The organism is Pseudoalteromonas sp. 4NS20-0020 (assembly GCF_057554385.1).
Genome location: NZ_BAAJMI010000002.1, coordinates 128,052 through 153,476 on the forward strand (window position 1 = coordinate 128,052; position 25,425 = coordinate 153,476).

17 protein-coding genes and 1 pseudogene are annotated in these 25,425 nt (G+C 40.7%); 5 read left to right on the plus strand and 13 right to left on the minus strand.

The features are described 5' to 3' along the window. Positions 1–75: 75 nt before the first annotated feature. Positions 76–2,472: a TonB-dependent siderophore receptor gene (locus AC27JL_RS04585; RefSeq protein ID WP_008127784.1), complete on the minus strand. Its 2,397-nt coding sequence runs from the start codon at positions 2,470–2,472 to the stop codon at positions 76–78. Between the two features lie 167 nt (positions 2,473–2,639). Next, positions 2,640–3,869: an MFS transporter gene (locus tag AC27JL_RS04590; RefSeq protein ID WP_305397991.1), complete on the minus strand. Its 1,230-nt coding sequence runs from the start codon at positions 3,867–3,869 to the stop codon at positions 2,640–2,642. Positions 3,870–4,045: 176 nt separating this feature from the next. Between AC27JL_RS04590 and gtfA the strand changes: the two genes are divergently transcribed. Next, the gene (gene gtfA, locus AC27JL_RS04595; protein WP_487194935.1) at positions 4,046–5,515 is read left to right on the plus strand and encodes a sucrose phosphorylase; all 1,470 of its coding nucleotides are present in this window, start codon (positions 4,046–4,048) and stop codon (positions 5,513–5,515) included. A gap of 52 nt (positions 5,516–5,567) precedes the next feature. On the opposite strand, the gene AC27JL_RS04600 is transcribed toward gtfA, so the two are convergent. Beyond that, the gene (locus AC27JL_RS04600; protein WP_008127790.1) at positions 5,568–6,599 is read right to left on the minus strand and encodes a LacI family DNA-binding transcriptional regulator; all 1,032 of its coding nucleotides are present in this window, start codon (positions 6,597–6,599) and stop codon (positions 5,568–5,570) included. A gap of 392 nt (positions 6,600–6,991) precedes the next feature. Between AC27JL_RS04600 and AC27JL_RS04605 the strand changes: the two genes are divergently transcribed. Both AC27JL_RS04605 and AC27JL_RS04610 read left to right on the plus strand, forming a co-directional pair. Beyond that, the gene (locus AC27JL_RS04605; protein WP_487194936.1) at positions 6,992–7,897 is read left to right on the plus strand and encodes a tetratricopeptide repeat protein; all 906 of its coding nucleotides are present in this window, start codon (positions 6,992–6,994) and stop codon (positions 7,895–7,897) included. A gap of 192 nt (positions 7,898–8,089) precedes the next feature. Next, positions 8,090–8,506, plus strand: coding sequence for a nuclear transport factor 2 family protein (locus AC27JL_RS04610; RefSeq protein ID WP_487194937.1), 417 nt, complete (start codon positions 8,090–8,092; stop codon positions 8,504–8,506). A 54-nt stretch (positions 8,507–8,560) separates the two neighbouring features. Here the strand turns inward: AC27JL_RS04610 and AC27JL_RS04615 are convergent, their stop codons facing one another. After that, positions 8,561–10,222: an asparagine synthase-related protein gene (locus AC27JL_RS04615; RefSeq protein WP_487194938.1), complete on the minus strand. Its 1,662-nt coding sequence runs from the start codon at positions 10,220–10,222 to the stop codon at positions 8,561–8,563. Between the two features lie 203 nt (positions 10,223–10,425). On the opposite strand from AC27JL_RS04615, the gene AC27JL_RS04620 reads away from it, so the two are divergent. Together AC27JL_RS04620 and AC27JL_RS04625 are read left to right on the plus strand one after the other, a co-directional pair. Then, positions 10,426–10,725 carry a hypothetical protein gene (locus tag AC27JL_RS04620; RefSeq protein ID WP_487194939.1) on the plus strand — a complete coding sequence of 100 codons (300 nt, stop codon included), beginning with the start codon at positions 10,426–10,428 and terminating at the stop codon, positions 10,723–10,725. Between the two features lie 53 nt (positions 10,726–10,778). Further along, a pseudogene (locus tag AC27JL_RS04625) lies at positions 10,779–11,239 on the plus strand (S41 family peptidase); the annotation flags it as partial. A gap of 54 nt (positions 11,240–11,293) precedes the next feature. On the opposite strand, the gene AC27JL_RS04630 reads toward AC27JL_RS04625, so the two are convergent. From AC27JL_RS04630 to AC27JL_RS04670, 9 genes are all read right to left on the minus strand, one after another. Further along, a complete protein-coding gene (locus AC27JL_RS04630; RefSeq protein ID WP_487194940.1) occupies positions 11,294–14,287 on the minus strand; it encodes a TonB-dependent receptor in 2,994 nt (997 codons plus the stop codon). A 74-nt stretch (positions 14,288–14,361) separates the two neighbouring features. Then, positions 14,362–17,025 (minus strand): glycoside hydrolase family 16 protein, encoded by a 2,664-nt coding sequence (locus AC27JL_RS04635; protein WP_006792645.1) that lies wholly within the window; start codon positions 17,023–17,025, stop codon positions 14,362–14,364. A gap of 262 nt (positions 17,026–17,287) precedes the next feature. Continuing rightward, complete coding sequence (locus AC27JL_RS04640) at positions 17,288–18,079, minus strand: sterol desaturase family protein (protein WP_487194941.1); 792 nt, start codon at positions 18,077–18,079, stop codon at positions 17,288–17,290. Further along, positions 18,072–18,716, minus strand: coding sequence for a CDP-alcohol phosphatidyltransferase family protein (locus AC27JL_RS04645; RefSeq protein WP_058429890.1), 645 nt, complete (start codon positions 18,714–18,716; stop codon positions 18,072–18,074). The genes AC27JL_RS04640 and AC27JL_RS04645 overlap by 8 nt, the downstream gene beginning before the upstream one ends. 27 nt (positions 18,717–18,743) lie before the next feature. After that, positions 18,744–19,382, minus strand: coding sequence for an ATP-binding cassette domain-containing protein (locus tag AC27JL_RS04650; protein WP_256847984.1), 639 nt, complete (start codon positions 19,380–19,382; stop codon positions 18,744–18,746). Positions 19,383–19,404: 22 nt separating this feature from the next. Beyond that, a complete protein-coding gene (locus AC27JL_RS04655) occupies positions 19,405–21,159 on the minus strand; it encodes an ABC transporter permease (protein ID WP_487194942.1) in 1,755 nt (584 codons plus the stop codon). Beyond that, positions 21,156–22,433 (minus strand): ABC transporter substrate-binding protein, encoded by a 1,278-nt coding sequence (locus tag AC27JL_RS04660; RefSeq protein WP_487194943.1) that lies wholly within the window; start codon positions 22,431–22,433, stop codon positions 21,156–21,158. Before AC27JL_RS04660 ends, AC27JL_RS04655 begins: the two co-directional genes overlap by 4 nt. Beyond that, positions 22,420–23,226: a DUF547 domain-containing protein gene (locus AC27JL_RS04665; RefSeq protein WP_277054734.1), complete on the minus strand. Its 807-nt coding sequence runs from the start codon at positions 23,224–23,226 to the stop codon at positions 22,420–22,422. The genes AC27JL_RS04660 and AC27JL_RS04665 overlap by 14 nt, the downstream gene beginning before the upstream one ends. Position 23,227: 1 nt before the next feature. Next, entirely contained in the window at positions 23,228–25,381 is a 2,154-nt protein-coding gene (locus AC27JL_RS04670) for an FAD-dependent oxidoreductase (protein WP_487194944.1), read from the minus strand. Positions 25,382–25,425: the final 44 nt, after the last annotated feature.

The window sequence follows — 25,425 nt, forward strand, 5'->3', positions numbered from 1 at the left end:
ATAAAATTTAAGTTGAGTAGGGAATAAAGCGCTGAAATAAAACTGCATTTCAGCGCTCAACACACTCAGACTCGGTTAGTTAAACGCGTATTTAAGCGTTAGTGATGTTGTACGGCCATTAATTGTACGTGCGCGTATAATATCGTTTGCTGGTACAGAGCCTTCCTCTGCTTCTGTAATGCCTACAGTATCAAATAGGTTATTTACATTCAGTGCCAGGCTAAGGTTTTCAGATAGGTCGTAGCTCACAAAGCCATTTACCTGTGTGTAACCATCGAATTTAAGGTCGTTATTATCTTGAGCGTAAGCGTCAGTTGTACCAATAAAGCTTAGACCTGCTGCCCCTTTTTCATAGCTGTAGCGAGCCATTAGTGAGTAAATTAAATCCGCTTGACGGCGTGGTGTGTTACCTACAACGTCAGGAGATAGTGCATCTTTAGCAATTTCAGCATCAGTCCACGTCAAGTTACCACGAAAATCCCACGCATCCATGAAGTACGTTGATTCAATCTCAATACCTTTGGCTTCGTATTCACGGTCGAAGAACTTTTGTGATGTTGCTTCAAAGTTTTGTTCTTCAGTTTCTGCGTAGAACGCTGTTGCAAATACCGATAGTGAGTCAAAACGTTTTTTAACACCAAACTCAAATTGATTTACTTCATCAACTGCATCTTCATCAGCTACTGAGCCATCTGAGCGTACTTTACCAAATAAAAGACGATCAGCGTTTGCACGTCCGCCTTTACTGATACGTGCAAATGTTGCAAGGCTAGGGTCTATTTGGTAGTTAGCACCAATTGAGTAAGAAGAGTAGCTCCAGTCGTAATTTACTGGGCTTGAGTTAGCATGATCAATACCTACAACATTCTGCTCGGGTACTGAAATAACACCATCACGGTTCATATCAACAGTAGATGTTACTGCTCCTGCGTAGTTACCGCGTGCTTCACCGCTGTCATAACGCGCACTTGCATCGATACTCAAGTCACCAAGTTTAGTTGAGAACGCAACATAAGGTGCACGTGTGTCGTATTCAGTGTCGTAGTCGCGCTGACAACAGTTACCCCAAAATGGCGTGCCGTATGCGTATAAACCATTTTCTGAAAACTCAGTGCCGTCGGCAGCCGTTACATTTAACAGTGCTGCGTTGTCACCTTTAAGCTCCATAACGTAAGAGTTCCACAACCACGACATCGCTATGTTTTGCGTTGATGCGTAGTAACCAAACGTAAGGCTTGTGTCATCGTCAAACGATTTTGTTAGTTTAAAGTCGTTAACAATAGAGTCAAAGTCATTCATTGTTACGTCAAACGTATGGATACGCATAGCTAAATCGCCATTGAATGCGTCACCTGTGTTTGCATTGCTCAGTGTTGCGCCTGCTCCGCCAATGCTTGCAGCCATTGCCGATGCATCGCCTACTTCAGCTGGAATAATAGAATTAAAGTTTCCGCCAACTGACGATTTACGAAAACGGTTTTCAATACGCCAATCGTTGTCTAAGTCAAATACAGCTTCAAAGCCAATAGAATCAACATTTGGGTTCATACCATCGCGAATGTCACCATTGCTAATTTGGTTTTGACCATTTAAGCGAACTGTTTTAGTGAACAGTGCTGAATGAGGTGTATCTGACTGAGAATCAAACCCAGGAACTGAATCACCATTTGAGTACATTGGCATTGGAAGGTAACCAACGCTTTTGTCGTCTAAGTGTTTGTAGTAAAGACGCACATAGCCGTTTTCGAAATCTTTAGTCAAATTAGCTTTTATTTGACCACCTTTATTTGACGTGTAACCTGTTTCACGTGGGCCTTCACCTTGGCGTACAAAGCCACCCACATGAAAGCGAACGCTGTCAGTTAAATAAGTACCGTATTCAAAATCAGTACGGACACTATCGAAATCTAGGCCAACAGTGGTTGCAACGCTGCCCGATTCGTTTTCGCCGTTTTTAGAGATAAAGTTGATGATACCGCCCGGTGCATTACTTGCTGCTGTAGACGCTGAACCACCACGAATTGACTCAACCGTTTGTACCGTGTTGTCAAGGCGCATAAAAATGTCAGCATTACCAAAAGCGATGTCACCGTATTGCAGTACAGGTAAACCGTCTTCTTGTAACTGTAAAAATTTAGCGCCACCTGATGCAACCGGTAGACCACGAACTGCAATGTTTGCATTACCTTCACCGCCAGTAGATTCTGAACGGATACCCGGAATGATTCTAAATGCTTCAGCGGTAGAGCGAGGTGTTGAAACTTGAACTTGTTCAAGCGAAACACTGCTTACTGATACGCTTGAAGCCATAATTGTTGTACGGCGTGGAACACCGGTTACAACGATTGTTTCAAGTCCTTTGTTTTGTGATGCTTCTGGCTGAGTTGTTTCTGCTTCTTGAGCATTAATGCCTTGGCTTACTGCAAGTGCTAATGCACTGATTAAATATAAAGGAGTGTTGTGTGTTGTCATGTGAACGCCTCGTTATGTTGAACCTAAATGGTTATTTATTTTTACTTAATCGATTAAGTAAAAATAACAAAATTTTTACAAGATGCAAATTATTTTATTATTAATTTGCTCTTTTTTTACTCACCCATTGATTTGTAGGGTAATTTTTTTGTTAAATAATTATCAAATTAATTAGTAACTACGTTATTTTGCTCTAAAGCTGATGCTGATGGGTCACGAAAATAATTAAATAGCATAGCCAAAAATAAAATAACTGCAAAACCAGTTGCTAAGTAAAAACCGTAACGCACATGACCAAAGTAATCACTGATCATGCCCATTAAAAGTGGGGCTAATGCTGCTGACAATGCGGTAAAAAATAATATAACGCCGGCTACAGCACCATGTTGTTGAACAGGGAAACAGGAAATGCCCTTAGAGTTTAAAGTAGGGTAAACCATTGACATAAATAAACCTGAAAGCGGAAGCAATCCAACGGCCCAATCTACACCGCCAATTAATGTGCCTACATAACATAGTGCTATGCCAAGGCTTAGGTAGGTCATTACGCCTTGCCAGCTAAAGCGATTTAGTAACCATACCGCTATAAAACGACCCGCTGCGCGAAGTATAAAGAATATGGTTAATGCGTAGGTTGCAAGTAATGGCCATGAACCAGTGTAATCTTGTAATAGTGTTGGCATCCATACATAAATAGCCACTTCGGTTGCAACGTATAGTGCGATAGCCATTGAAAAGCCCAGTGCATAAGGGTTTTTAATCATTTTCATGGTGGTGGCAAGTGAAGCGGGTTTTTCGGTTGTTTTTACAACTGGCGGATAATCTGCGCGCCACGCCAGAAGCGCAAGGATCAAACACATAACACCAGCAATAATGTAAAGGTATGTCCAGCTAACATTTTGAACGAGTAAAACACCTACCAGTGCAGGACCAACAATAGCACCTATTCCAAAAAAGCCTTCTACCTTGTTCATTGTTTTGGTGTGTTCTTCGTTACTGTGTGAAATATCACCCAATAAAGCTAATGCACCTGTTTTAAATAAACCGATTGCCAAACCAATACAGCAAAGAAGTACCAAGAAAAAATTAAAACTAGAACTTACTGCAAATAAAAAACAACTTGCAGAAAAAATGAGTAACCCCAGCATAATGGTTTGCTTTCGTCCAAGGCTGTCGGCTAAAAAGCCTAAAAATAGTCCACTAAAAGCAATTAAAGCCATTGGCGCATAATGAAAGGCACTGGCTTGGGTCATACTTAAGCCAAAGTCTTTTATAAGCTCAGGGATGATCATGCCGACCGCATCAGAGGTCATGGCAAACATAAAAAACATCATGTATGTGAGCCAGCGTATTTGTCGCAACGGATCGCTGCTTGCTTGTGTGTGTGATTTTGTCATTTTATTTAATCCTCGTTAAATGCAGGCTAATACGCGTTAAGTCAGTTAGTTACTTAGTGAAGTATTATTCGTGCAACGATATTTGTATGTAAAATTTTTAAAAATTACTTGTAAATTCTTACTCTCTAGTTAAAGATATATCTTAATCGATTAAGTTTCAACATGGTAATCACACAATGATGCAAAACAAAGTTCAATTGATCACATATGCTGATCGAATCACTGGCCAAGACATTAATGCACTCACTACACTTTTAAATGGATCTTTAAAAGGCGTATTTGGCGGTGTGCATTTGTTGCCATTTTATAACCCAATTGACGGCAGTGATGCTGGCTTTGACCCAATAGACCATAGTGAAGTAGATTCAAGAATAGGTTCTTGGGAAGACATTAAAGCGCTTGGTAACAACCATGATTTAATGGCCGACTTAATTGTTAACCATGTTTCGGCGCAATCTTTTCAGTTTCAGGATGTGCTTGCTAAAGGTAAAGCCTCTGAATTTTGGGATTTGTTTTTAACCAAAGAAGACGTATTTCCAAATGGCATGAGCGACGCAGAGCAAAAAGCAATTTATCGTCCTCGCCCTGGTAGTTGTTTTACACCAATGAAATGTGGTGATGGTGAAACGTATGATTTTTGGACTACATTTACCGATAATCAAATTGACATTAATGTAAAGGTAGAGGCTGGCGTTGCGTATTTAAATAATGTACTCACCAAGTTCTCTGCAAACAATGTAAATATTATTCGGTTAGATGCAGCGGGTTACGCTATTAAGCAAGCGGGTACTAACTGTTTTATGCTAGATGAAACGTTTGGTTACTTAGATAACTTATCTAAGCAAGCAAATGAATTAGGTATGGAAACAATTGCTGAAATACACAGCCATTATCAAACTCAGGTTGAAGTGGCTAAACGCGTTAACATGGTTTATGACTTTGCACTGCCGCCGCTTATTTTACATAGCTTGTTTAATAACGATGTTGATGCACTTTTGAAGTGGCTAAAAATATCACCACGTAACTGTTTAACTGTACTCGATACGCACGACGGCATAGGTATTATTGACGCTGGGCCAATGGGCGACAAACCAGGTTTATTAAACGCTGAGCAAATTGATAACCTTGTTGAAACAATGCATGCAAACAGTAATAACGAAAGCCGACAAGCAACTGGGGCTGCAGCCAGTAATGTTGATTTGTACCAAGTTAACTGTACTTATTACAACGCATTGGGGGCTAAAGATTTTGATTATTTATTGTCTCGCGCCATTCAGTTTTTTGCACCAGGTGTCCCACAAGTTTACTACGGCGGTTTATTTGCATGCGAAAACGACATGGAACTTTTAGCCAAAACAAATGTTGGCCGTGATATTAACCGCCCATATTTAAATGCAGATAAAATAAGCGAATCACTTGATAGGCCCGTTGTAAAAGGTTTAATTGAACTGATTAAAATCCGAAATGAACACCCAGCGTTTTCTGGTGAGTTTTCAGCGCAAGGTGAAGGCGGTATGTGTTGTTTAACGTGGCAACTTGGTGAGCAATCTATTTCATTAAGTGTAGATTTTGAAGCAAGAACCGCCCTTATAACGCAAGTAAATGGTGATGAAGAAACATCGATAAGTTTAGATTCTTTATTGTAACGAATAGAGTTTTGCTTAACAAAAAGCCAAGCTAGTTAGCTTGGCTTTTTTATTAACTGCTGGCACCAATGTCGAGTTCGTAGCTGACTTCTTGTATTTTGTTTTCTTTAGAAATAAATAAGTTTGCAGCAATTACGCCTTTTTCTTCACTGTTTTGATGAATAGTACTTAACCTAGGCACGAACCGTGCTGCTTCATCAATCCCATCAAATCCAACAATACGTAGGTCTTTTCCAATTTTTATACCTTGCTTGATTGCCTCTCGCATTGTGGCGAGTGCAATTAAATCACTCATACAGATAATAACGTTAGGGCGAGGTGAAGCTGATAATACTTCTTTTGCAGCTATATTAGCAAAGCGCTCACTGCTTTCAGGTATGTTCCAAATGCGGTCGTCAGCAACACTAATATTTGCCTCAACTAATGCACGTTGATAGCCACGTAAACGCTGATGAGAAATTGACTCTCCGGTTTGAAACTCGTGATGTTCATAAACGCGGCATAATACGTTTTCATCGAGAAGTCTTAGCCCTAGAATGGCGACTTTATCGTTTATATTGTGCAAAACATGCTTGGCAATTTCGTAGCTAGCTTGTTCGTTATTAATGTTAACCGACGCATTGCGGTTAATGTCAAAATCTACTGTGACGACGTGTTTTGGCGTAGTTTTAAGTTGTTCTACTAATGCGTGGTTACGAGGGCGACCGTAGCAAATAAAACCATCTACAAAATCAACAACACTATTGAGGTTATTGTTACTACCAGAGAACAATAAAACGTTAATATTGTTTTTTTCGAGTACAGAAGTTACGCCTCGCATAAAACTGCTGGCAACTGGGTCTGATACCATGTATTCAACGCTGTCGGGTAGCACCAAAGCGACAATGTTAAATGTACCGCTTCTTAATGATTGTGCTGCTTTATTTGGGCCAAAGTAACCAAGCTCTTTACAGGCTTTGAGTATCGCTTCTCGGCGTTTTTCTGAGAGCTGATCTGGTCGATTAAATGCATTAGATACCGTAGCATTAGACACACCTAACTCTTTGGCAATACTTTTTAGGGTCCATCGAATTTGTTTACTCATTAACTACTCTTTGCCGTAAAACTACATTACACAAATTAACATATTGAGCTGTTTAACATAATAAAAAATTTGGGTTTTATCGTTAATTTTTTTAGTTATGAGATTGCTGTATTTAAATTAAAAACGATTAGTAACGCAATTAATTTATACCTATGCAAAAAAGTATTTTTATAATATTTGCGGCGCCAGTACATGAACGGGTTAAATTATTTTTACCCGATAATAATGTTAAAAAAGTTACTAATTTATAACTATGTGATGAAATTTGGTTATATATTATGGTTTTAGGTTATAAATAACTTCAGTATGCTCTTGTAATAATAAGCTTGATTTTTAAACAAACTGTTGTAATCTAAATCAGGTACACCAAAATCATTACCATGGAGAGAACAATGAGAATAGCTAAAATTTTACCTTTAATTATAGCGTCGGCCTTATCAGCTAATTTGGCTTATGCAAATACAGACCAGGATACAGACGCACTTCCTTTGTGTGAAACTGCTGAATGTACATCGGATTTCAAAAAGCTCAGAAATTTTGCCATTAACGGTAGTAGCGAAGCTGCTAGCTTACTTGCCATTGCTTATGCAAACGGTGAAGGCGTAAGCCAAGACGACGCATATGCCAGAAAGTTTATGTTAAGAGCTATTAAGTGGAAAGACCCTTTTGCTATCCATCAGGCTTCGCGTTGGTATAGAACAGGGCACATTTTTGATAAAGATGTAGCAAGAGCTGATGAGTTATTAAACCGAGTTGTTGATAGAGGTTTTCCGCCAGCTTTGGTAGACAAGGCGAAACAGTTGTTTGCTGAAAATAATAAAAATTCAGACAAATTAGCATTCGATCTGCTAATTAAGGCAAAAGAGTCAACTTATTTGCCAGCTTATGAGCTGTTAGCTGTTTTTTATGAACATGGTATAGGTACTGAAGCTAGTTTGTATCAGTCAGCTAAAATGCATAAAACGCTGGCTATTCGCGGTCATGAAGGTGCGCAAGAAAAATTAGATAAATTAGTTGCAATAATTGAACAGCAAAATATAAACATTGACGGTTTAAAGGTAAGTCAAGACATTGAGCGTTTAGATCCTGTTTTATTGGACGTCCATTCAGAAATTAAAGATTTGATTGCCAAACTAAAGACTACGGATTATGACGGTAGAAGCACTGTTTCTAGAATACAAGGTCAGGCATGTTCAGATGCGGGCAATGGTTGTTATATACAATATAATAGAAACTCTCCAGGTATGATACCTAATGTTGTTACAGGGACAATTAAAGGTCGCTTTAGAGGTCAATAGGCCTTGACCGTTTGAAAAAGGAGAGCGTATGCTCTCCTTTTTTTGTATTTAAGTAATTTTACTTAATTTTATTTTGCAATCTGCTTTAGGTTATATTTGCTGCTTGCTAGTGTTGTATTTTTTAAGTTTTCGTAGTCATTTTCACAACTAGCTTTTTTACTACCTAGTTTATTTTCAAGGATGTTTATTGTTATGAAAGTTGTCTCAATGCTAATGTTATTTAGCCTCTTTTATGCGAGTGATGCGTCAGCGTGCTCGGCAAGTACCGATCCTGAACAAGTAGTGCAAGCGCAACTAGAGGCTTATAACGCACGAAATATAGCGCTATTTGCAAGCTGTCACTCGGCAGATATAAAAATTAAAAATAGCCAAGAAGGCGCTCCTGACATTATTGGGCAAGCAAGCTTAGTCAAAGCGTATCAGTTTTTAAAAACAGCGCCAAAATCATTTAAAGTGATTCTTGAAAATCGAATTGTGAATGGGCCTGTGGTTGTTGATTATGAGCGCTTAACTGGGCTTGGTGAGGGCCGAGATGATATGTTCGCTGTTGCGGTGTATGAAGTACGTAATGGAAAAATTGTTAGCGTATGGTTCCCACCAACTAAATAAAAACAGCTTGCTTAAAACACCTTGAGTAGAGGCCTACAGCAAGGTGTTTTAATGTTACCACTTAAGCATATTTTCAATAACCTTTAGCTTATCGTTATAGCTTTTAATGCCACAAGCATGTAGTAACGCAACCGCACTAAACGAGGCTAGGTTAACTAACTGCTTATGTTGGCTTGTCATTAACTGAGTGAAAATATGGTACACCTTAGTGGGTTTAAACTGCTTGGGGCGTTTAATTTGCCATTGATCAATACCTTCTTTTGGTAATAAACATGGAACATGGCCAGGGTATGCTTGCCAAGGCGAATCTAGTGCTTCGGGGAATGCATAGCGTAAAAAATCATGATAAAAGCGATGCTTTCTTACTTGTGACGTTGGCTGCGACAAAACATGTCGAAGTACTTTCCAGGAATAAAAGGGCAGGCAAAAATCCATTTGATACTCGTCCACTTTATCGAATGGAATGGCTAAATGGTGATGCTGATCGTTAAGTAATAAAAACAGGTAGTAAGCTTTTTCAAGAGGAATATCTCCAAACTCTTTTAATGACGTTACGATATTAGCTTTTAGTCTGGCTTGCATTTTATCAGCGTTATGGATTATTGATTTGGGGATATAAGCAAATTGTTGCGATAAGTAAGCGTCAGCAAGGTGCTCAGGTTCTTGTGTTAAAGCCGCTTCGTAAACTTCATCTGAGTAGTAAATAACACCCAGCCCAACACTTCCACCATTGCCAGACCATGCTAAACGAGGACGTGTTACTTTAGGGTGGTCTGGATGTTTGCCGTTTAACCAATGCTCGCCTAGTCTGTCTTCAATTGTTTTTGCCTGCGTATCGTTAACACGAATAACATCAAGCTCAATTTTCTGGCTTTTTGCGAACGCTGTTGCGCAGTATAAGTCTTGTGTTTGGTGCTGTGAAAAATTAAGGGCGGTGATGTTTACATTTTGTCTTTTAAGTAAACACGCAATCAACCTTGAGTCTAATCCACCCGATAGCGTAGTGAGCACGTGATTATCGTTATCAATATATTTGTTTACATTGTTAGATAGGTCTTGCTTTAAGCTATGCAGTGTTTTTTCGTAATTATCATTATTTTTAGTAAGGCTGCTCCAGTCAAAATACTGTGTTTTAGTAACCCCGTTAGATGATGCTTCTAGGCGAGTTCCTGGGCGAATACACGAAATTTCGTTGTAATGGGTATGCTCAAATAGGTAATACCCAAGTGTTGCATATTCCATCATTCCTTCGTAATTACAGGTAAGTGGTAAGCCCAAGTTTTTGAGTAAGCTATATTGGGTACTAAAAATAAAAGCACCTTCATAATACATATAGTAAAAAGGGCGAACCCCAAGGGAATCGGTAACTAAGTTTAATACATTCGTAACCTTGTTATACCGTGCCATACAAAAAACACCTTCACATTCTGTAAGCATTGCATTGGTATAATGTGAGTTTAGGGTGTTTAAATCATTATTTCGGTTCGCGCTTAAAAGTGGGTGACCAACCAGTGTTGCAATATGCGAATCTGTTTGCAAAAAAGCATGTGGGCCAAAGGTTTCATAATCTAAACTAGCTAAGTAAAGAGCCTGTTCATGTACTTCGTTTATTGTGCCACTGTTTACTTTAGCATCTTCAGCTTTAAATTTATTAATAATAAAATCATGATGTTGAGTTAGCCCAGATGCACAATAAATTCCAAAAAATTTCGCCATAACCCGTACCTGTAAGTCGTTTTGTTATTATTTAGGTATCAAGGTTTGTACCAAGATTCATTAATACTTTGCTAGAGATTCGCAGTACTAATTGAATTTGACTTTTTAGGTACAAATTAATTGCCTCAAAACACAAAACTATATAACTTATTAAGGTGCATACATCCTATAAAAGTAAATTAATCAATCAGCAGGAAAGCCGAATGAACAATAAAATACTCAAATCATCTACTGCTACGTACCAAAGCGGTGTGGCAAAAGCCGATGGTAAATTTTATATAACGCAAGGTGAGGTACGTTTTGAGCCATACAATGAACGTGCTGGTTTAGGGCCTTATACTTTAACACGCAGCGCAATCGTAAAAATTGAAAAATCGGTAGGTACAGGTGCTGGCATTTTACCACTTACAAGCGATGCAATAACAATCACTTTAGAAAATGAAGATACTTATGATTTTATTTTAGCAAACCCCGATGAATGGATTCATTTACTCAAGCATTAAATGATTAGGGTCTGTTGACCTTTAGGTTAAATTTGCAGCAGTCTGTTTGGTATCATGCAATGTCTCTATTGGACATAATAAAAGAGCAACCCGAAATATTTAAAGCTGTAGCTGCGGGCATGGCTTTATCACTTAAAAGTGGTGATTCATTTTATTTAGAACGAGAGACTAATACGCTAAATAACGTACCAGAAGAGCCGTTAGTGAGTGACTTTAAAACTAAGGTGTTTGTTATAGTGCCGCCGCAATACGCTAGTGCTTGTTTAGATGCGCTTGATAAGTTTAAGCTTTTGAAAATACCACGTTGTTTGGTGCACCCAGTAGCGCTGACTCGATATATATGGAGGTACGTTTAGCCGATTTACCTTCAGGCTTAGGTAAAGTTGTAGTGCCAAATAAAGTATATGTAAATAGAGCGCGAGGGGCAGGTGATTTTTACAAGCCAGATATTGCGTATAACGGCGTTGATTGGACAACGAATATATTATTAGACCAGATTAAGCGCATCCCATAGCTCAAAAATAAAAAACCGCTCTTAGAGCGGTTTTTATTTGGTATTTATTTAAGTTTAGTTACCCATTGAGTATCTAAAACCAAATGCATAACGCGGTCCGTATTGTGCAGCACTTAAGAACTGGCTTTCAAAACGACTGAACGAACGCTCTGTCTCGTTTGTTAAATTAACGCCTTCAAAGAATACGGTAGTGCTTTCATTCACTTCGTAGTTAACGCTAATGTCCCACTGTAAATATTCTTCAGCATATTGTGGAGGAGCCGTAGCACCCGAATCCGGTAGGCCTTGCGCAATTAGGTATTCATCACGCCATGCACCAGTAATTTTAACTGATAAGCCATCTTTTTCGTAAAAACCTTGTAGATTGGCAGAATCACTCAGACCAGCTAATACAGCTTGAGATGCAAGGTAATAGTTGTCGTACTCTACATCACCGTCAACAATAGTGGCATTAAAACCAGCGCCAAAACCTGACTCGCCGAATAAGTGCTGTATCGCAAACTCAACACCATTTACTTTACGAGATCCTACGTTTTCTGGTGAGTTGATTGTCCACTCTATTAATGGATCAGTTGCTGAGTCAGGAAGTACACGGTTGTTTTCGCCAATTCCTACGCCATTTGCCACAATCTCATTATAGATAGCAGAGTCAGTTGCCTGCTCGCCACGTCCTTCAATTGCGGTTACTGCATTATTCCAGCGTTGACCTAAATAAACATCATGCAGGCCTTCAAACGTGGTCGTTACTTGCGTGTTATCAATCCAATTATCTACATCCTTCCAGAACATACCCACTGCAGCGTAGCTACCTTCACTGTAGTAATATTCAAGGCTAAGATCGAAGTTTGTTGATTTAAACGGTTGTAAATTTGGGTTACCACGGCTACCGCTTCTTGAATTTAACTTAGGTGATGGTGTTAGGCTTAAGTTACCAAGCATATCGCCAAGGGTAGGGCGTGTGATTGTTTGGCCCCAAGATACACGTGACACTAAGTTATCAGAAAGGTCGACTTTTACATCTATCATAGGTAGAAGAAGATCGTAATTACCTTGGTAATCAACCTCAACTAATTCGCCGCCACTGGCAAATTCAGTTAGCCATTCAGAACCACCTGCCCAATATACTTGCTGAGCAACACGGCTTTTAGCTGGGCTTACAATATCAGTTTCTTCGTAGCGAAGACCTAAATTTACAAAAACGTCGTAGTCGCTAACGTTAAATACCCAATTTGTAGACAGGTAAACACTGATTGTTTCTTCTTCTACTTTGTTAGTTGGGAAGCCATCAAAAGTACCTATTTGGTAAACATCACTGCCTATTACGTCTTCAGTTAAAAAAGCGCTTTGGCGAGCAAATGCTTCATCAAGATCATAAGTGTAAGCATAGCCTGGCGCTACACCGTTAGGACCAAATGAAAACTCGTCAAGAAAGCCACTTAAATCAACTCGCTCGAACATACTATCTGGGAATATCTCAGCAAATGTACCGTTATTAAAGCCTGGTGCATTGGCATTATTAGAGCCACCCCAGCCACTAAGTGTTTGCTTAGTGTATGCAGCACCAAATTTTACTGTTTCTAAACCAATGTCAGTGTAAGTAAATAGTTTACCGTCTAGTTGTACTTGAGATACTTCTGATTCACCGGGTGTTCTTGTAAATATACTAAAGTTAGAGCCAATTTGGTTTGGGTCAACTTCTTGCGTGCCGTTATTCCAATTTACATTAAAACCAGGTACGTCACCTTCACGGAAAGAGTACTCTTTGGTTGAAATGTCTGCCGAGCCTAAAATGATTCGTGCGTTAGCGCCTAAGCCAGGATCTTTACCATTATCGGTCGTTGTTTTAGATGTGTGAGCATCAAAGTTAAAGCTCAGGTTTTCGGTTGCTAACCACTCAACGTTAATACCTGTTGCTTTTGAATCTACTTCTGATGTTTCACGAAATGCAGTAAATGATGCATCGTCACCTGCAGAGTTGTAATAAACAGCTGTGCCATTTTCATCAAGTTCATAAGCATTGGCATTACCACCAAACGATCCGTTCCAAATACCCCAAGACAATGAGTTATTCCCGGTCGTTGCTTGTGAAATCGTATGATCAAGCGTAAAGGTTAGGTTATCTGTTGGCGCAAACTGAAATGTTGCTTGCGCATTTAAGCGCTCACGTTGAATGTCATCTTTTGCAAAACTAACTTCTTGCGGAAAGAAAGCGGCTGAAACAAATTCACCATTTTCCCCAGCGTTTGGGTCAAAAAATTGCTGAGCCGGGTTACCTTCAGCATCCATTGGGCGGTTATCAACAATATTAGCTGCATCAACCGAGAGATTTGGATTAACTAACCAAGAGCGAACATTTGCTGCTTGTCGTTGAAAATCACGACGATGATATGAAAAGTTAGCCGACACACCAAAACGTTCGTCATCAAAGGTGTTACTGTAGATACCTGCAATTTCAGGTGTTACTTTATCGCCTTCTTCTACAGATGTATCGTGAATACCTTTAGCCATAAAAGAAAAGCGTTCACCTGGCTTTTGTAATGGTTTTGCGGTAACAATATTTACAGTTGCACCCAATCCACCGGTTGGTGAATCAGCGCGTGCAGTTTTCATTACTTCAAGTGAACTTACACCTTCTGATGATAAGTTTTCAAAGTTAAATGAGCGTGTAAAACCTGTTCCCGCCATTTGGCGACCATTAAGTGTTACCAAGTTAAACGATGGACCAAAACCACGAACAGTAATTTGGCTACCTTCACCGTTTGAGCGGCTGACAGATACGCCAGTAATTCGTTGTAATGATTCTGCTAAGTTTGTATCTGGGAACTTACCCATTTCTTCAGCTGAGATGGCGTCAACTACACCAGAAGCATCTCGTTTTACATCCATTGAACGGATTAATGATCCGCGAATACCTTTTACTTCAATGATTTCTAGTTCAGGCTCAGCAGTATTTTCTTCTGCTGCATAGGCTAAATTAAATGTACTTGCAGCGATGATAAGTGACACAGAAGCTGCTAACTGGCTCTTTTTAAAAGTGAATGTGTTCATAATTGCTCTGCTTTTCTAAATTTATTACAGTTAGTGGGTGCCTATTTAAAGGCACCTACCATTCAATGGTTGTTCTACGGGTTTGCGATAATTACGTTATCGATACGATAAACCGCGCCTTCACCCGTACTCCATGCTGGGAAAACCATTAACACGTTGATATCACTGATGTCTAAACCGGCGTCAAAAAGTGATTGCAATGTAAATGTGTACGTTTGCCATTGACCAATAACCGGTACTTGACCTTCAACACTTTCTGCAAGAGGAAGCTCCACTGCAGACGCAGCGCCAGTTGATTCAATTTTAAATAACCATTGAGCGTCTGTTGCGTTAGGTGGAGTCACCATTTTCATTTCAAATTGTACAACCCCATTTGCAAGGATAGACGAGGCATCAAAAGAAACACCTTCATCGGCTAAAAAGCCCATAACAGTTGGCGCTGAGCCAATTACAAATTCAGCAACGGTACCGTGATCGCTATCGTCTGTTTCTTCAGTAGGTGTTGAACCACCACAACAATCCCATATGCTCCATTGTTCAGCAGCAGTATCTTGGAATATTGTAATTTCACTTCCTGCAGTAGATGCTGCACTTGGGTCATAAATTTTAGCGTTATCTACACGGTAAACTGCGCCTTCACCCGTTCCCCATGCTGGGAAAATCATAACAACATCTATCGCGCTAACATCTAAACCTGCACCTGCTAGGTCGGCTAAGGTGTAAGTGTAAGTTTTCCATTCACCTGCAACTGGCGCGTCACCTGCGTCTGTTAACGGAAGCTCTACCGCTGAGTCACCCTCATTAGATTCAATTTTCATTAACCAAGTTGAGTCAGGGTTATTAGGGTTTGACATGACTTTTAGTTCAAACTGCAGAACGCCATTTTCTAAAATACTAGTCGCATCGAATGGTGTGCCGCTTCCGCCTGCAGAAGTGCGTGTGTTAAAGCCCATTACTGTAGGTGCTTCACCTATGCTAAACTCTGCAGTTAAACCGTGTTCTTCGTCGTCTAATGCTTCAACTGGTGTTGAACCACCACAGCAATCCCACATAGGCCAATCTAAACTTTGTCCGTTGTCGAATAAGACAACCTCAGGAGAAGCACCCAAGTCACCTTCAATTGCTACATTAGTAATAAGGTACTCAGCACCTTCACCTGTTTGCCATGCCGGGAATACCATAAGCACATCAATTGCGCTTAAATCTAGGCCTTTTTCTTGAAGTAGTGATAATGGAAAGGTATATGTTTGCCATTGACCAGTTACAGGTGTTACACCTTCATTGCTTTCACTTAATGGTACGTCGCCTGTATTTGGGCCACCGTCACCTGCTTCTGCTTTAAGTATCCATGTAGTATCCGACGTTGGAGGCGTTACCACTTTCATGTCAAACGTTAAACGGCCGTTTACTTCAAGTAATGGAGATGCATCAAATGGAGACGATGTTCCTGTAAAGTCGTCTGGAAAGTGACCGCCGCGAGTAGAGAAGCCAAGCACAGTTCCGTTGTTATCGTTTATATTAAATTTAACTGCGTCACCTTTGTCTGCATCAGTAATAACCTCTGGTACAGTGCCGCCACAACAATCCCATGCAATCCAGTTAGCGTCTAGGCTACCGTTAAATACATCAAGGTTTCGGGCTACACCGTCGCTAGGTGGGGTAGGTACAGGTGCTGCACCTTCTACAAGTGCGTCGTCTAGGCTGTCGTAACCTGGGCGAACTGTTTCACAACCTTTGCCTGTGCTTGGGTCTGATGCACATTCGTATACTCGAACGTAATCAATTTCAAAGCTTTGGCCTTGTGCAAATGCGTCTGCATCAATACCTAGGTTGTTAACGTTTTCAGGCCAATCGCCACCCACTGCATGGTTTAATATAAGGTAGAAATCTTTATCGAAAGGGGCGTTATCCCAATGTGTTGTAAGTTCGCCGCTTCCTTGTTCAAAGTATTCTGCAAACCAGCCTTTGTGTTTAAGGCCAACAGCTTCGTCTTTTGAATTAAAACGAACTTCAGAACGACGTTGTGTAGCGTAAAGGTAATCATCTACATACCAGCGGATTTCACCTTCTTGCCACTCTACAGCGTAAGTATGAAAATCATCAGCTGGGTTCATATCTTCAGGTAACAAATAAGCTTTACCTGAGCTAGAGTTATTTGGCCACTCACGACCGTAATGAAGAGTACCGTGCACGTAAGATTCAATAGTGCCATCTTCAGCGGCTACTTTTAGATTTACAGCTTCTAAAATATCAATTTCACCAGAACGTGGCCAAGTGCCATACTCTTCATCAGTTGGCATCATCCAAAATGCAGGCCAGCTACCCTGACCAGACGGTAATTTTGCGCGCATTTCAAAGCGGCCGTATGTAAAGTCTGCGTTGTAACGGGTATTTAAGCGGGCTGATGTGTAAGGTTTAGCTGCGCCTTCTTCTGCAGGGAGTGCGACGATGTTCAGCATGCCGTCTTTGATAAAGGCATTTTCTTCGTTATCGGTATAACATTGCTTTTCGTTGTTACCACCACCAGCACAGTTTAATTCAAAGTTCCATTTGTTTGTATCAATGCTAGTGCCGTCAAATTCGTCATTCCATACCATGCGCCAATCTGAGACTGGCTCTGAAGAATTAACGACTTCTGTATTTGTGTTTGTTGTTGCAGCGTCACCACCACAGCCGGCCAAAGACGCTAATGAAATAGCTGCCAGAAGGCGTGTAATGCGTGTTGTTTCAATGTTCATAACTGAACCCCGTTCAACTGATAATTGTCAGAATATGTGTTTAAGTTTAGTTGATTTTATAGCTTTTATACTTTCTGTAAGCGCTTACATTTGCGTGTGTAATTGTAAGCGCTTACAAATAGTATTGTGCAGTTTTGATTTGGTCAACATATTTGTCTAAATTATTTACAATTAATTTACTGTTTAACGAATAAATAGTAGTTCTAAAATCATTAAACTGCATAATTTTGTTTAATGATTTTATTTTTTAAGAGGATAGTTGTTACTTTTTTTGAAATGGCATGGTTAACAAAGCCCAAAGAGACGCGTTTTGCTTTTCGCTTGGGTATTCTTTTAGGCCTACATCTATGTCGTTATCGGCTTTTTGCGCTTCATTTTTGTAACTACCAAACAGTTTATCCCACCAAATAACGCTAAATCCATAGTTTGAATTGGTTTCGCTCACGCGCTGGCTATGATGAATACGGTGCAGTATTTGGGTCATTAATATGAGCCGAAGTGGTTTTTCTATGGCATTGGGCAAACGTATATTGGCGTGGTTAAACAGCGCTAATCCATTAAGTGCTATTTCAAATATTAATACTGCAATAGCAGGTACACCCAAAACGGTAACGGCAATCAATTTTATAACTATGCTGAGTACAATTTCGATAGGGTGAAAACGCAAACCTGTGCTGGTATCTACATGGGCATCGGCGTGGTGCACACGGTGCAAACGCCACAAAATAGGCACCTGATGAAAAAGCCGATGCTGCCAATAAATAAGTATATCAAGCAGTAATATACTTAAAATAATAGCAACACTATTTGGTGTGGCTATTTGATTAAATAAACCAATGCCGTGCTCTTGGGTATAAAGCGCTACGGCAGTTAAGCCTATTGGCACACTTAAGCGAGCAATTAGTGATGAAGCAAACACCAGTCCAAAATTGGCCAACCACCGGGTGGTACTTTTTATCGGCGATTTACGGGCAGGCATACGCGACTCTAGCAGCATCATAATTACCAAAATGCTAAAAAAGAATCCTAAACGCCACCAAATTTCATTACTCATTGGCTTGTGTAACCTCATTAGCTTCTTGGAGTTTTAGCGTGTTATAACCACCATGTATACGTGTAAAAATAGTAATAGCGCACGCAGTGGCAAAAATACTCGCCATTATTGCAAAGTGCTGCGGCCAAATACAAAAGGCAATAAACAGCGCTATGGTTTCTGTGCCTTCGGTTAAGCCATTTAAATAGTAAAAACTTTTGTATTTAAACTGAGGTTTTTCGAGCTTAAATTTTTCGGCGGCTATGGCAAAGGCTAAAAAGCTTGAGCCTGTACCTATAAAAGTAGCCAGTAATATGCTACCTGCAATGGCGTTTTGCTCGGGGTTTGCCAAAATAAAGCCAAGCGGAATTGCCGCGTAAAATAAAAAATCGAGGGTAATATCTAAAAAACCGCCAGCGCTTGAACTTAAATTTGCATGGCGTGCCAATGCGCCATCGAGCCCATCTAAAATACGATTTAAAGCAATAGCTGTTAACGCTGCGTACCACATTTCAAACGCAATTAATGGCACAGCTAATAGGCCTATTAAAAAGCCTGCCACAGTAAGTTGGTCGGGCGTTATACCACGCTTGTGCATTAACGCTACAACAGGGGTTAACAGTGGCTTTATTACCGGGGTTATGTATTTGTCTAACATGCTTAGTGCCTTGTGCTTTTTGTGCGTTTATTTGGCTAAATTTAAGGTGATCAGTTTGCCGTTTGCGGCTTCTGCATCGCTATGATCGTGGGTTACCATAATAGCGGGCAGTTTATGCTCACGTATTTGGCTAAATACCAGCTCGCGGGTATCTACTCTTAATTGGGTATCGAGCTTGCTAAATGGCTCATCAAGCAAAATAGCTTTTGGCTCGCTTAATAGCATACGCAGTAAAGCTACGCGTGCTTGTTGCCCACCAGAGAGGTTGTCGGGGTGGCGATTAGCCATGCCTTTTAATCCTACTTGTTCAAGGGCGTGCTCTATTTTTTCAAGGCGCTGTTTTTTATTGCCTTTAGGCATAGCAAAGGCAATGTTACCGCTTACCGATAAATGCGAAAATAATAACGCATCTTGATAAAGCACACCTATGTGGCGTAAATGTGCGGGTAAATTATTAATATTTTTACCGTTAAGCCACACTTCGCCATTTGCGCTAAAGCCGTTGGGTAATGTGCCGGTAAGCCAGTTTAATAAACTTGATTTACCACTGCCTGATGGCCCCATAATAGTAAGTATTTCGCCGCCTTTTACCTGCTCGTTTAAGCTTAGTAATTGCTCGTGTTGACGATAAAGCTCACAATTTTTAATCTCTAAAGATGACTGCATTAAAAACCTTTTAATTTATAGGTTAGCGATGTGCGCTTTTAAAAAAGTACTTAGGTAAAACCCACGCCAGTATAAAGCCAATGAGTGGTAATGCCATTTGCATAATGGCATACACAGCACTGGTGCGCCTACTTGCGCCATTAGCAAGGGTAACCGCTTCGGTTGTTATAGTTGCAATGCGCCCACCACCGGCTAAAAGTGTAGGTAAGTATTGGCCAAAGCTAATGGCCAAACCAAGTGCGGCCGCAATTAAAATAGGGGCAAATAACTGGGGTAACTTTACGTGTAAAAACACTTTGCAGGGTGTTGCGCCAAGGCTTGCTGCTACATGAGCAAAGCGAGGGTCTAATCGCCTATAACTGCTCGCAAGCGATAAAAACACATACGGCAGTACAAACAATAAATGGGTAAATACCACATTAAAAAACGCGGCTTGGTTATTTACTAGTTGTTGCAGCCACACTAGGCCAAATAAAAACGCAATACTTGGTACAAGCAACGGTAAATAAATAATTAAGCTGGTAAAGCGCGACATAGGTTTTGCACTTAACTGCTCTGACTCTAAGCACAAAAGGGTAATAATAATGGCAAATAACGTAGTAACTAGCCCTATAGCAAGGGTATTATAAAGCGGGCTTTGCATTTGCATTAGCGCACTTTTAAAGTGAAGTAGCGTGAGCTGATCGGGCAGTGCCGCCGGAAAACGCCAAAATCCGGCAACCGACCACATAATTAAGCCAATTAATGAAAGCAAAATAAAGCCAATTACAAATACTGTTAATACGGTCGTTATTTTTTGCCAATAAACACCGCCATATTCTCGCTCGCCATTGGTGAGTAAATCACTAAATAATGCTTTTATGGTTTTTTCGCCTCCAAGCCAAAGAGCTAGTAAACTACCAGTAAGTACAAGCTGCAATAATGCCCCTGCAGAGGCTTTAATACGCAGGTTTAAATCTACATCGTTAAACCAGTGCATAATAGCGACTGCCAAGGTGGGTGGTGTATTTGGTCCTAGAATAAGTGGCATTTCTACACTTGCGCTGGCATAAGCCAATACGGCTAAAATGGGTAGGCGCAGTAATGGGTAAAGGCTTGGTAATACTACTTTAAAAAAAGCAGTCATAGGGCAGTAGCCTAAATTAAGCGCTACTTTATGTTGTTGGCGCAGTTTTTTGCCAAGCTCAGGTTGGGCAAGCACACCTAGCGCCATTAACAGTAAAAAAGGCAGCTCTTTAAGGGTTAAGCCTAAAATTATACTAATACCAAACGAGTCATGCGGAAACATGCCGTTAGGCGCAAGTTCCCATCCACTAAACCAAGGCGATACTAAACGCGAGATCATGCCCGAAGGAGCAATTAAAAAACCAACCGCAATAGCAGCTGCTGCGTGGGGAATTACCAGTATCGGGCTGAGTAAACGCTGAATACGATTAAGCCACGGGCTATTAAAAAATGCCGCTAAAATCATTAATGTAATGGTAAAGGCTAGTAAGGTACTTATTAATCCGCTGCCAACACTTAGCATAACCATGTGTGTTAGGCCGGGTGTTTGCATAAGCATAGTAAAGCCATGTAGGCCAAGTGTTGTGTGTTCAAGTACCGGCGCATAACCAAAAGCGGGCAATAGCACGCTAATTAGGCCGCCTATTACAGGTAAAATAAGCAATGCCAGTAAAAAGCGTGGGCTTAATATAACTAATTTACTAAACATATCGGCGCTTTTATGTGGTTTAAGCGTTGGGCTTGCTGCTAACTTATTTGAAACAACACTCATTGGCTTACTCCAAAACGCGCTTGCCAACCTTGCAAAATAGCATTTACCCAGCTTGGGTGAGGCTCACTTAGCGTGCGTTTAATACTATTTAAAGGCAGGGCACTTGGATGCGGTTGCGTTGTTTTAAATAAGGCTTGTTGCTGTGGTGTTAGCGTTGACTGAATAAGTACGCTTTTATCGCCCCATATAGGCGCTTTTTGTTTTTGAGCTTGCGCCTCTGGACTTAATAAAAAATTAGCCACTAACTGCGCACTTTGCTGGTGGCTTGCATTATAAGGTATGGCTACAAAGTGAGTGTTACTTAAACTGCCATCTCGCATTGCATAACTGCGAATACTTTTAGGTAAATCATAACGTTTAACGGCTGCGGGCACTTCGGGTGCTGAAAACGTAAACGCTATGCTTAGCTCTGTGTCGCCTACTAAGCGGCGCATTTGTGCACCACTTTGCATAAAGTGTTTACCGCCGCGCCAAAGTGTTGGGTGCAGTTTATTTAAAAAAAACCATAACGGGTTTAATACTTGGGTTGTGTTTTGTGCAGTAGCTGGCTGATTTAACTGTGCTTTAAGTGTGTCATCGCTTTGTTGATGTAGCATAACAAGCGCGTATTTTAAAAAGCTCATGCCTAAAAAGTCAGGCGGCTTTGGGTAGCTAAAGCGCCCTGGGTTTTGTGCGCTCCAGTTAAGTAACTGGTTTAAGGTTGTTGGTAGTGTGTTATTTGCAGTGCCGTCAATTGCTAAACTGTCGTAGTAAAAGGTGAGTGAAGCTTGACCCCAAGGTGCTTCCATTCCATTAGTGGGTATTCCAAAATCAAAATTAACAGCAGGGTTATTGCTAGGGTCGGTGTAGCTAAAATTAGGCAACTTATTAGCCCATTGTTTAAGTAATAATGAGTGCTCACTCATAGTGGCAAAGTTAGCACCGTTTATCCAAATTAAATCTACGCTGCCTTTATCGTTATTGTTTGCTGATTTTTCGGCAAGTACGCGGCTTACGGCTTCGCTGGTATCACTTAGCTTTACATGTACTAAGTTTATGTTGTATTTGATTTTTACTTGCTGCGCAGCCCATTGAATATAAGCATTTATTTGCGCATCGCCGCCCCACGCATAAAAATATACGCTTTGGTCTTTGCCTAAGCTTTCAACTTGCTGCCAACGGCTTTGTAATTGTGTACTTGCTAGGCTTTTAAAGCTAATAACAAGGCAAATGCAAAACGCGACACAGCATAAGCTGTATCGCGATAATGTTTGCCAACATTTATTGGCGAGCATTTAAATCCCAGTTGTAGTCTAAAAACTTAACTTTCATGTCGTTATTTTTAAGCGCTTTTTGCTGAGCGGGTATCAGTTTTAGTGCTTTAGGGTATTGCATAAAAAACTGCTGCAGTGTATTGGCACCTTTAAAGCCTTGTTCAAAATCATCGCCGTACCACTTAAATATTGAAGACACATTTAGCGTGTTATCTTGCGCTATATTGCGGGTCATGTCTGATAAAAAACGCACCGTTTGCGCTTGCAATTGGCTTTCTAAATCAGTGGCTGTGTAGGCTTCTTCACGTAGTGCTGGGCAGCCAATACTTGCGCAATTTACAGCAAAGTGAATACGTGGGTCGTTGTATTTACCACTGCCACGTATTAAACCATGCTCAATATCATCAAGGCTGCGAGTTTTACCAAGTAATGGCACAAACTCTTTGCTCCATGGTGAGCTAAAAAAGCTGCCTAAATCTTTAATTGATTTAAGATCTGGGTATTTTGTTAATATAAGCTCAACAGTAAAGGCGTTATATGCGTTAATTAAAAACGCCAGCTGCTTAGGTTTTTCCCATGTATCAAACTCATTTTGCGTAACAGCCGATAGCGAATCTAAATAGGTTTTAAGCTCGCTGTGCTTAGCTTTTATTGCTGCGTAATCAACCTCTGTGCTGTGGCCATGATTAATAGCTACAACATGGTTGTTTAATAATGTATTCCAGCCCTCGTGCATATTTTGAGCTTTGCTTGCAAACGATGTTGCAAGCAAAGCAGACCCTAACAATAGCGCTTTTAAAGGTGTTTTAAACATATTAGCCTCTGCGCCATGTGTGGTATTTTTCAAGCATGTTAAGTACTTTCTCAGGTGCATGAGCGCGTTTCCACTCGCCTGCTGCGTACTTGTTACCTTCAGCCCAAGTAGGGTAGCTGTGAATAGTGCCTAGTATTTTGTTAAGGCCTAAACCGTGTTTCATTGCTAGTACAAACTCAGCTATTAAATCGCCAGCGTGCTCAGATACCACTGTAACACCCAGTATTTTGTCTTTGCCTTTGGGTGTAATTACTTTAATAAAGCCTTTGGTGGCGCTGTCGGTAATGGCGCGGTCTAGCTCTTCAAATTCAAAGCGAGTGATTTCATAGTCAATGCCTTTATCAATAGCGTCTTGCTCGTTTAAGCCAACACGTGCTACTTCTGGGTCAATAAACGTAGTCCACGGAATAACACGGTAATCGACTTTAAACTTTTTAAGATTACCAAATAAGCCATTTACTGCGGCGTACCAACCCTGATGAGCGGCTACGTGCGTAAACTGATACGGACCTACAATATCGCCAGCGGCAAAAATGTTAGGGTAAAGCGTTTCAAGGTATTCGTTAGTGACTACAGTACGATTAGTTTCAATACCGAGTTCTTCAAGGCCGTAACCTTTAAGGCGAGCGCTTCGGCCCACAGCACATAGTAGCTCATCGTATTCAATATCGATTTCGGTATCATTATGTTTTACCACAATGAACTTTTTGCCATCGCGCTCTTCACAGCGTAGTGCCTGATGCGAGGTTAAAATGTTTACGCCGCTTTCGGTTAGCGCTTCATGTGCAAAGGTAGACACCTCTAAGTCCTCTTTGATCATGATGCGTTCGCTCATCTCAATTTGCGTAACATTTGAGCCTAAGCGTGCAAAGCTTTGTGCAAGTTCGCACCCAATTGGACCACCGCCAAGTACAACAAGCTTTTTAGGGGCTTCTTCAAGCTCAGCAAATTTAGTCCATAATGTATCGCTTGTTACATAGCCAGTTTCTTCAATACCAGGAAGTGGCGGTACAAATGGGCGTGCGCCAGTGGCAATAACAATAGTACGGGCTGTTAATGTTTGTGTGCCGCCATCGTTAAGCTTAATTTCTACAGTCCACGGGTCTAATAATTTACCGTAGCCTTTTACAACATCTACACCAAGGTTTGTGTAACGTTCAACGCTGTCGTGTGGTGCTACGTCGGCAATTACTTGGTGTACTCGTGCCATTACTTTTTTAAACGAAAACTGCGGTGTGGCGTTTTCAAGGCCGTAGTGTTCACCGTGGCGAATTTGCTCGGCAATTTTAGCGCTTTTAATAACGGCTTTACTTGGTACACAGCCGTAGTTTAAACAGTCGCCGCCCATTTCGCCGGCTTCAATTAGGGTTACTTTGGCTTTAACCGCAGCTGCAATATAGCTTGTCACTAAGCCGCCAGCACCTGCGCCAATAACAATCATGTTACGGTCGAACTTTTTAGGTTTAGTGTAATTTTTGTATACGCGACGTTTTTTAAACACGTTTAGGATTCCTTTAGCAATAAAAGGGAACACACCCAATAAAGCGAACGATAAAATAAGATCGAGCGATAAAATGCCTGATAAGCTCTCGATTTGCGCAAGTTGCGTACCCGCGTTTACAAATACAAAAGTACCTGCGAGCATACCTACCTGACTTACCCAGTAGAAGGTCCACGATTTAATTGCAGTAACACCCATTAGTAAGTTAATTAAAAAGAACGGGAATACGGGTACTAACCTAAGGGTAAATAAGTAAAACCCACCTTCTTTTTCAACGCCTGCGTCAATAGCGTCTAAGCGCTCAGGAAAACGTTGTTTAATTGTATCGCGCAGTAAATAACGCGATACTAAAAAGGCAAGCGTAGCACCTACCGTAGAGGCAAACGAGGCAACCAATAAGCCTTCAACTAAGCCAAATAATGCACCTGCGGCCAGTGTTAATATAGCCGCACCCGGTAAAGAGAGAGCCGTTACTACTACATAAAGTAAAAAGAAGCCGCCAATAACAAGCAGCGGCGACTCTGCTTTGTACTGATCAAATTGATCCATTGACCCTTTTAAGCCATCAAGTGTTAGTAACTGGTGTAAATTAAAATGAAAGAACGCGCCAATAGCAGCGGCGGCAATCACTATTAATAATAATTTTTTTATCATGTTCTCTCTCTTAATTAGGGCCTATTACCCTTTTTGGATTGCAC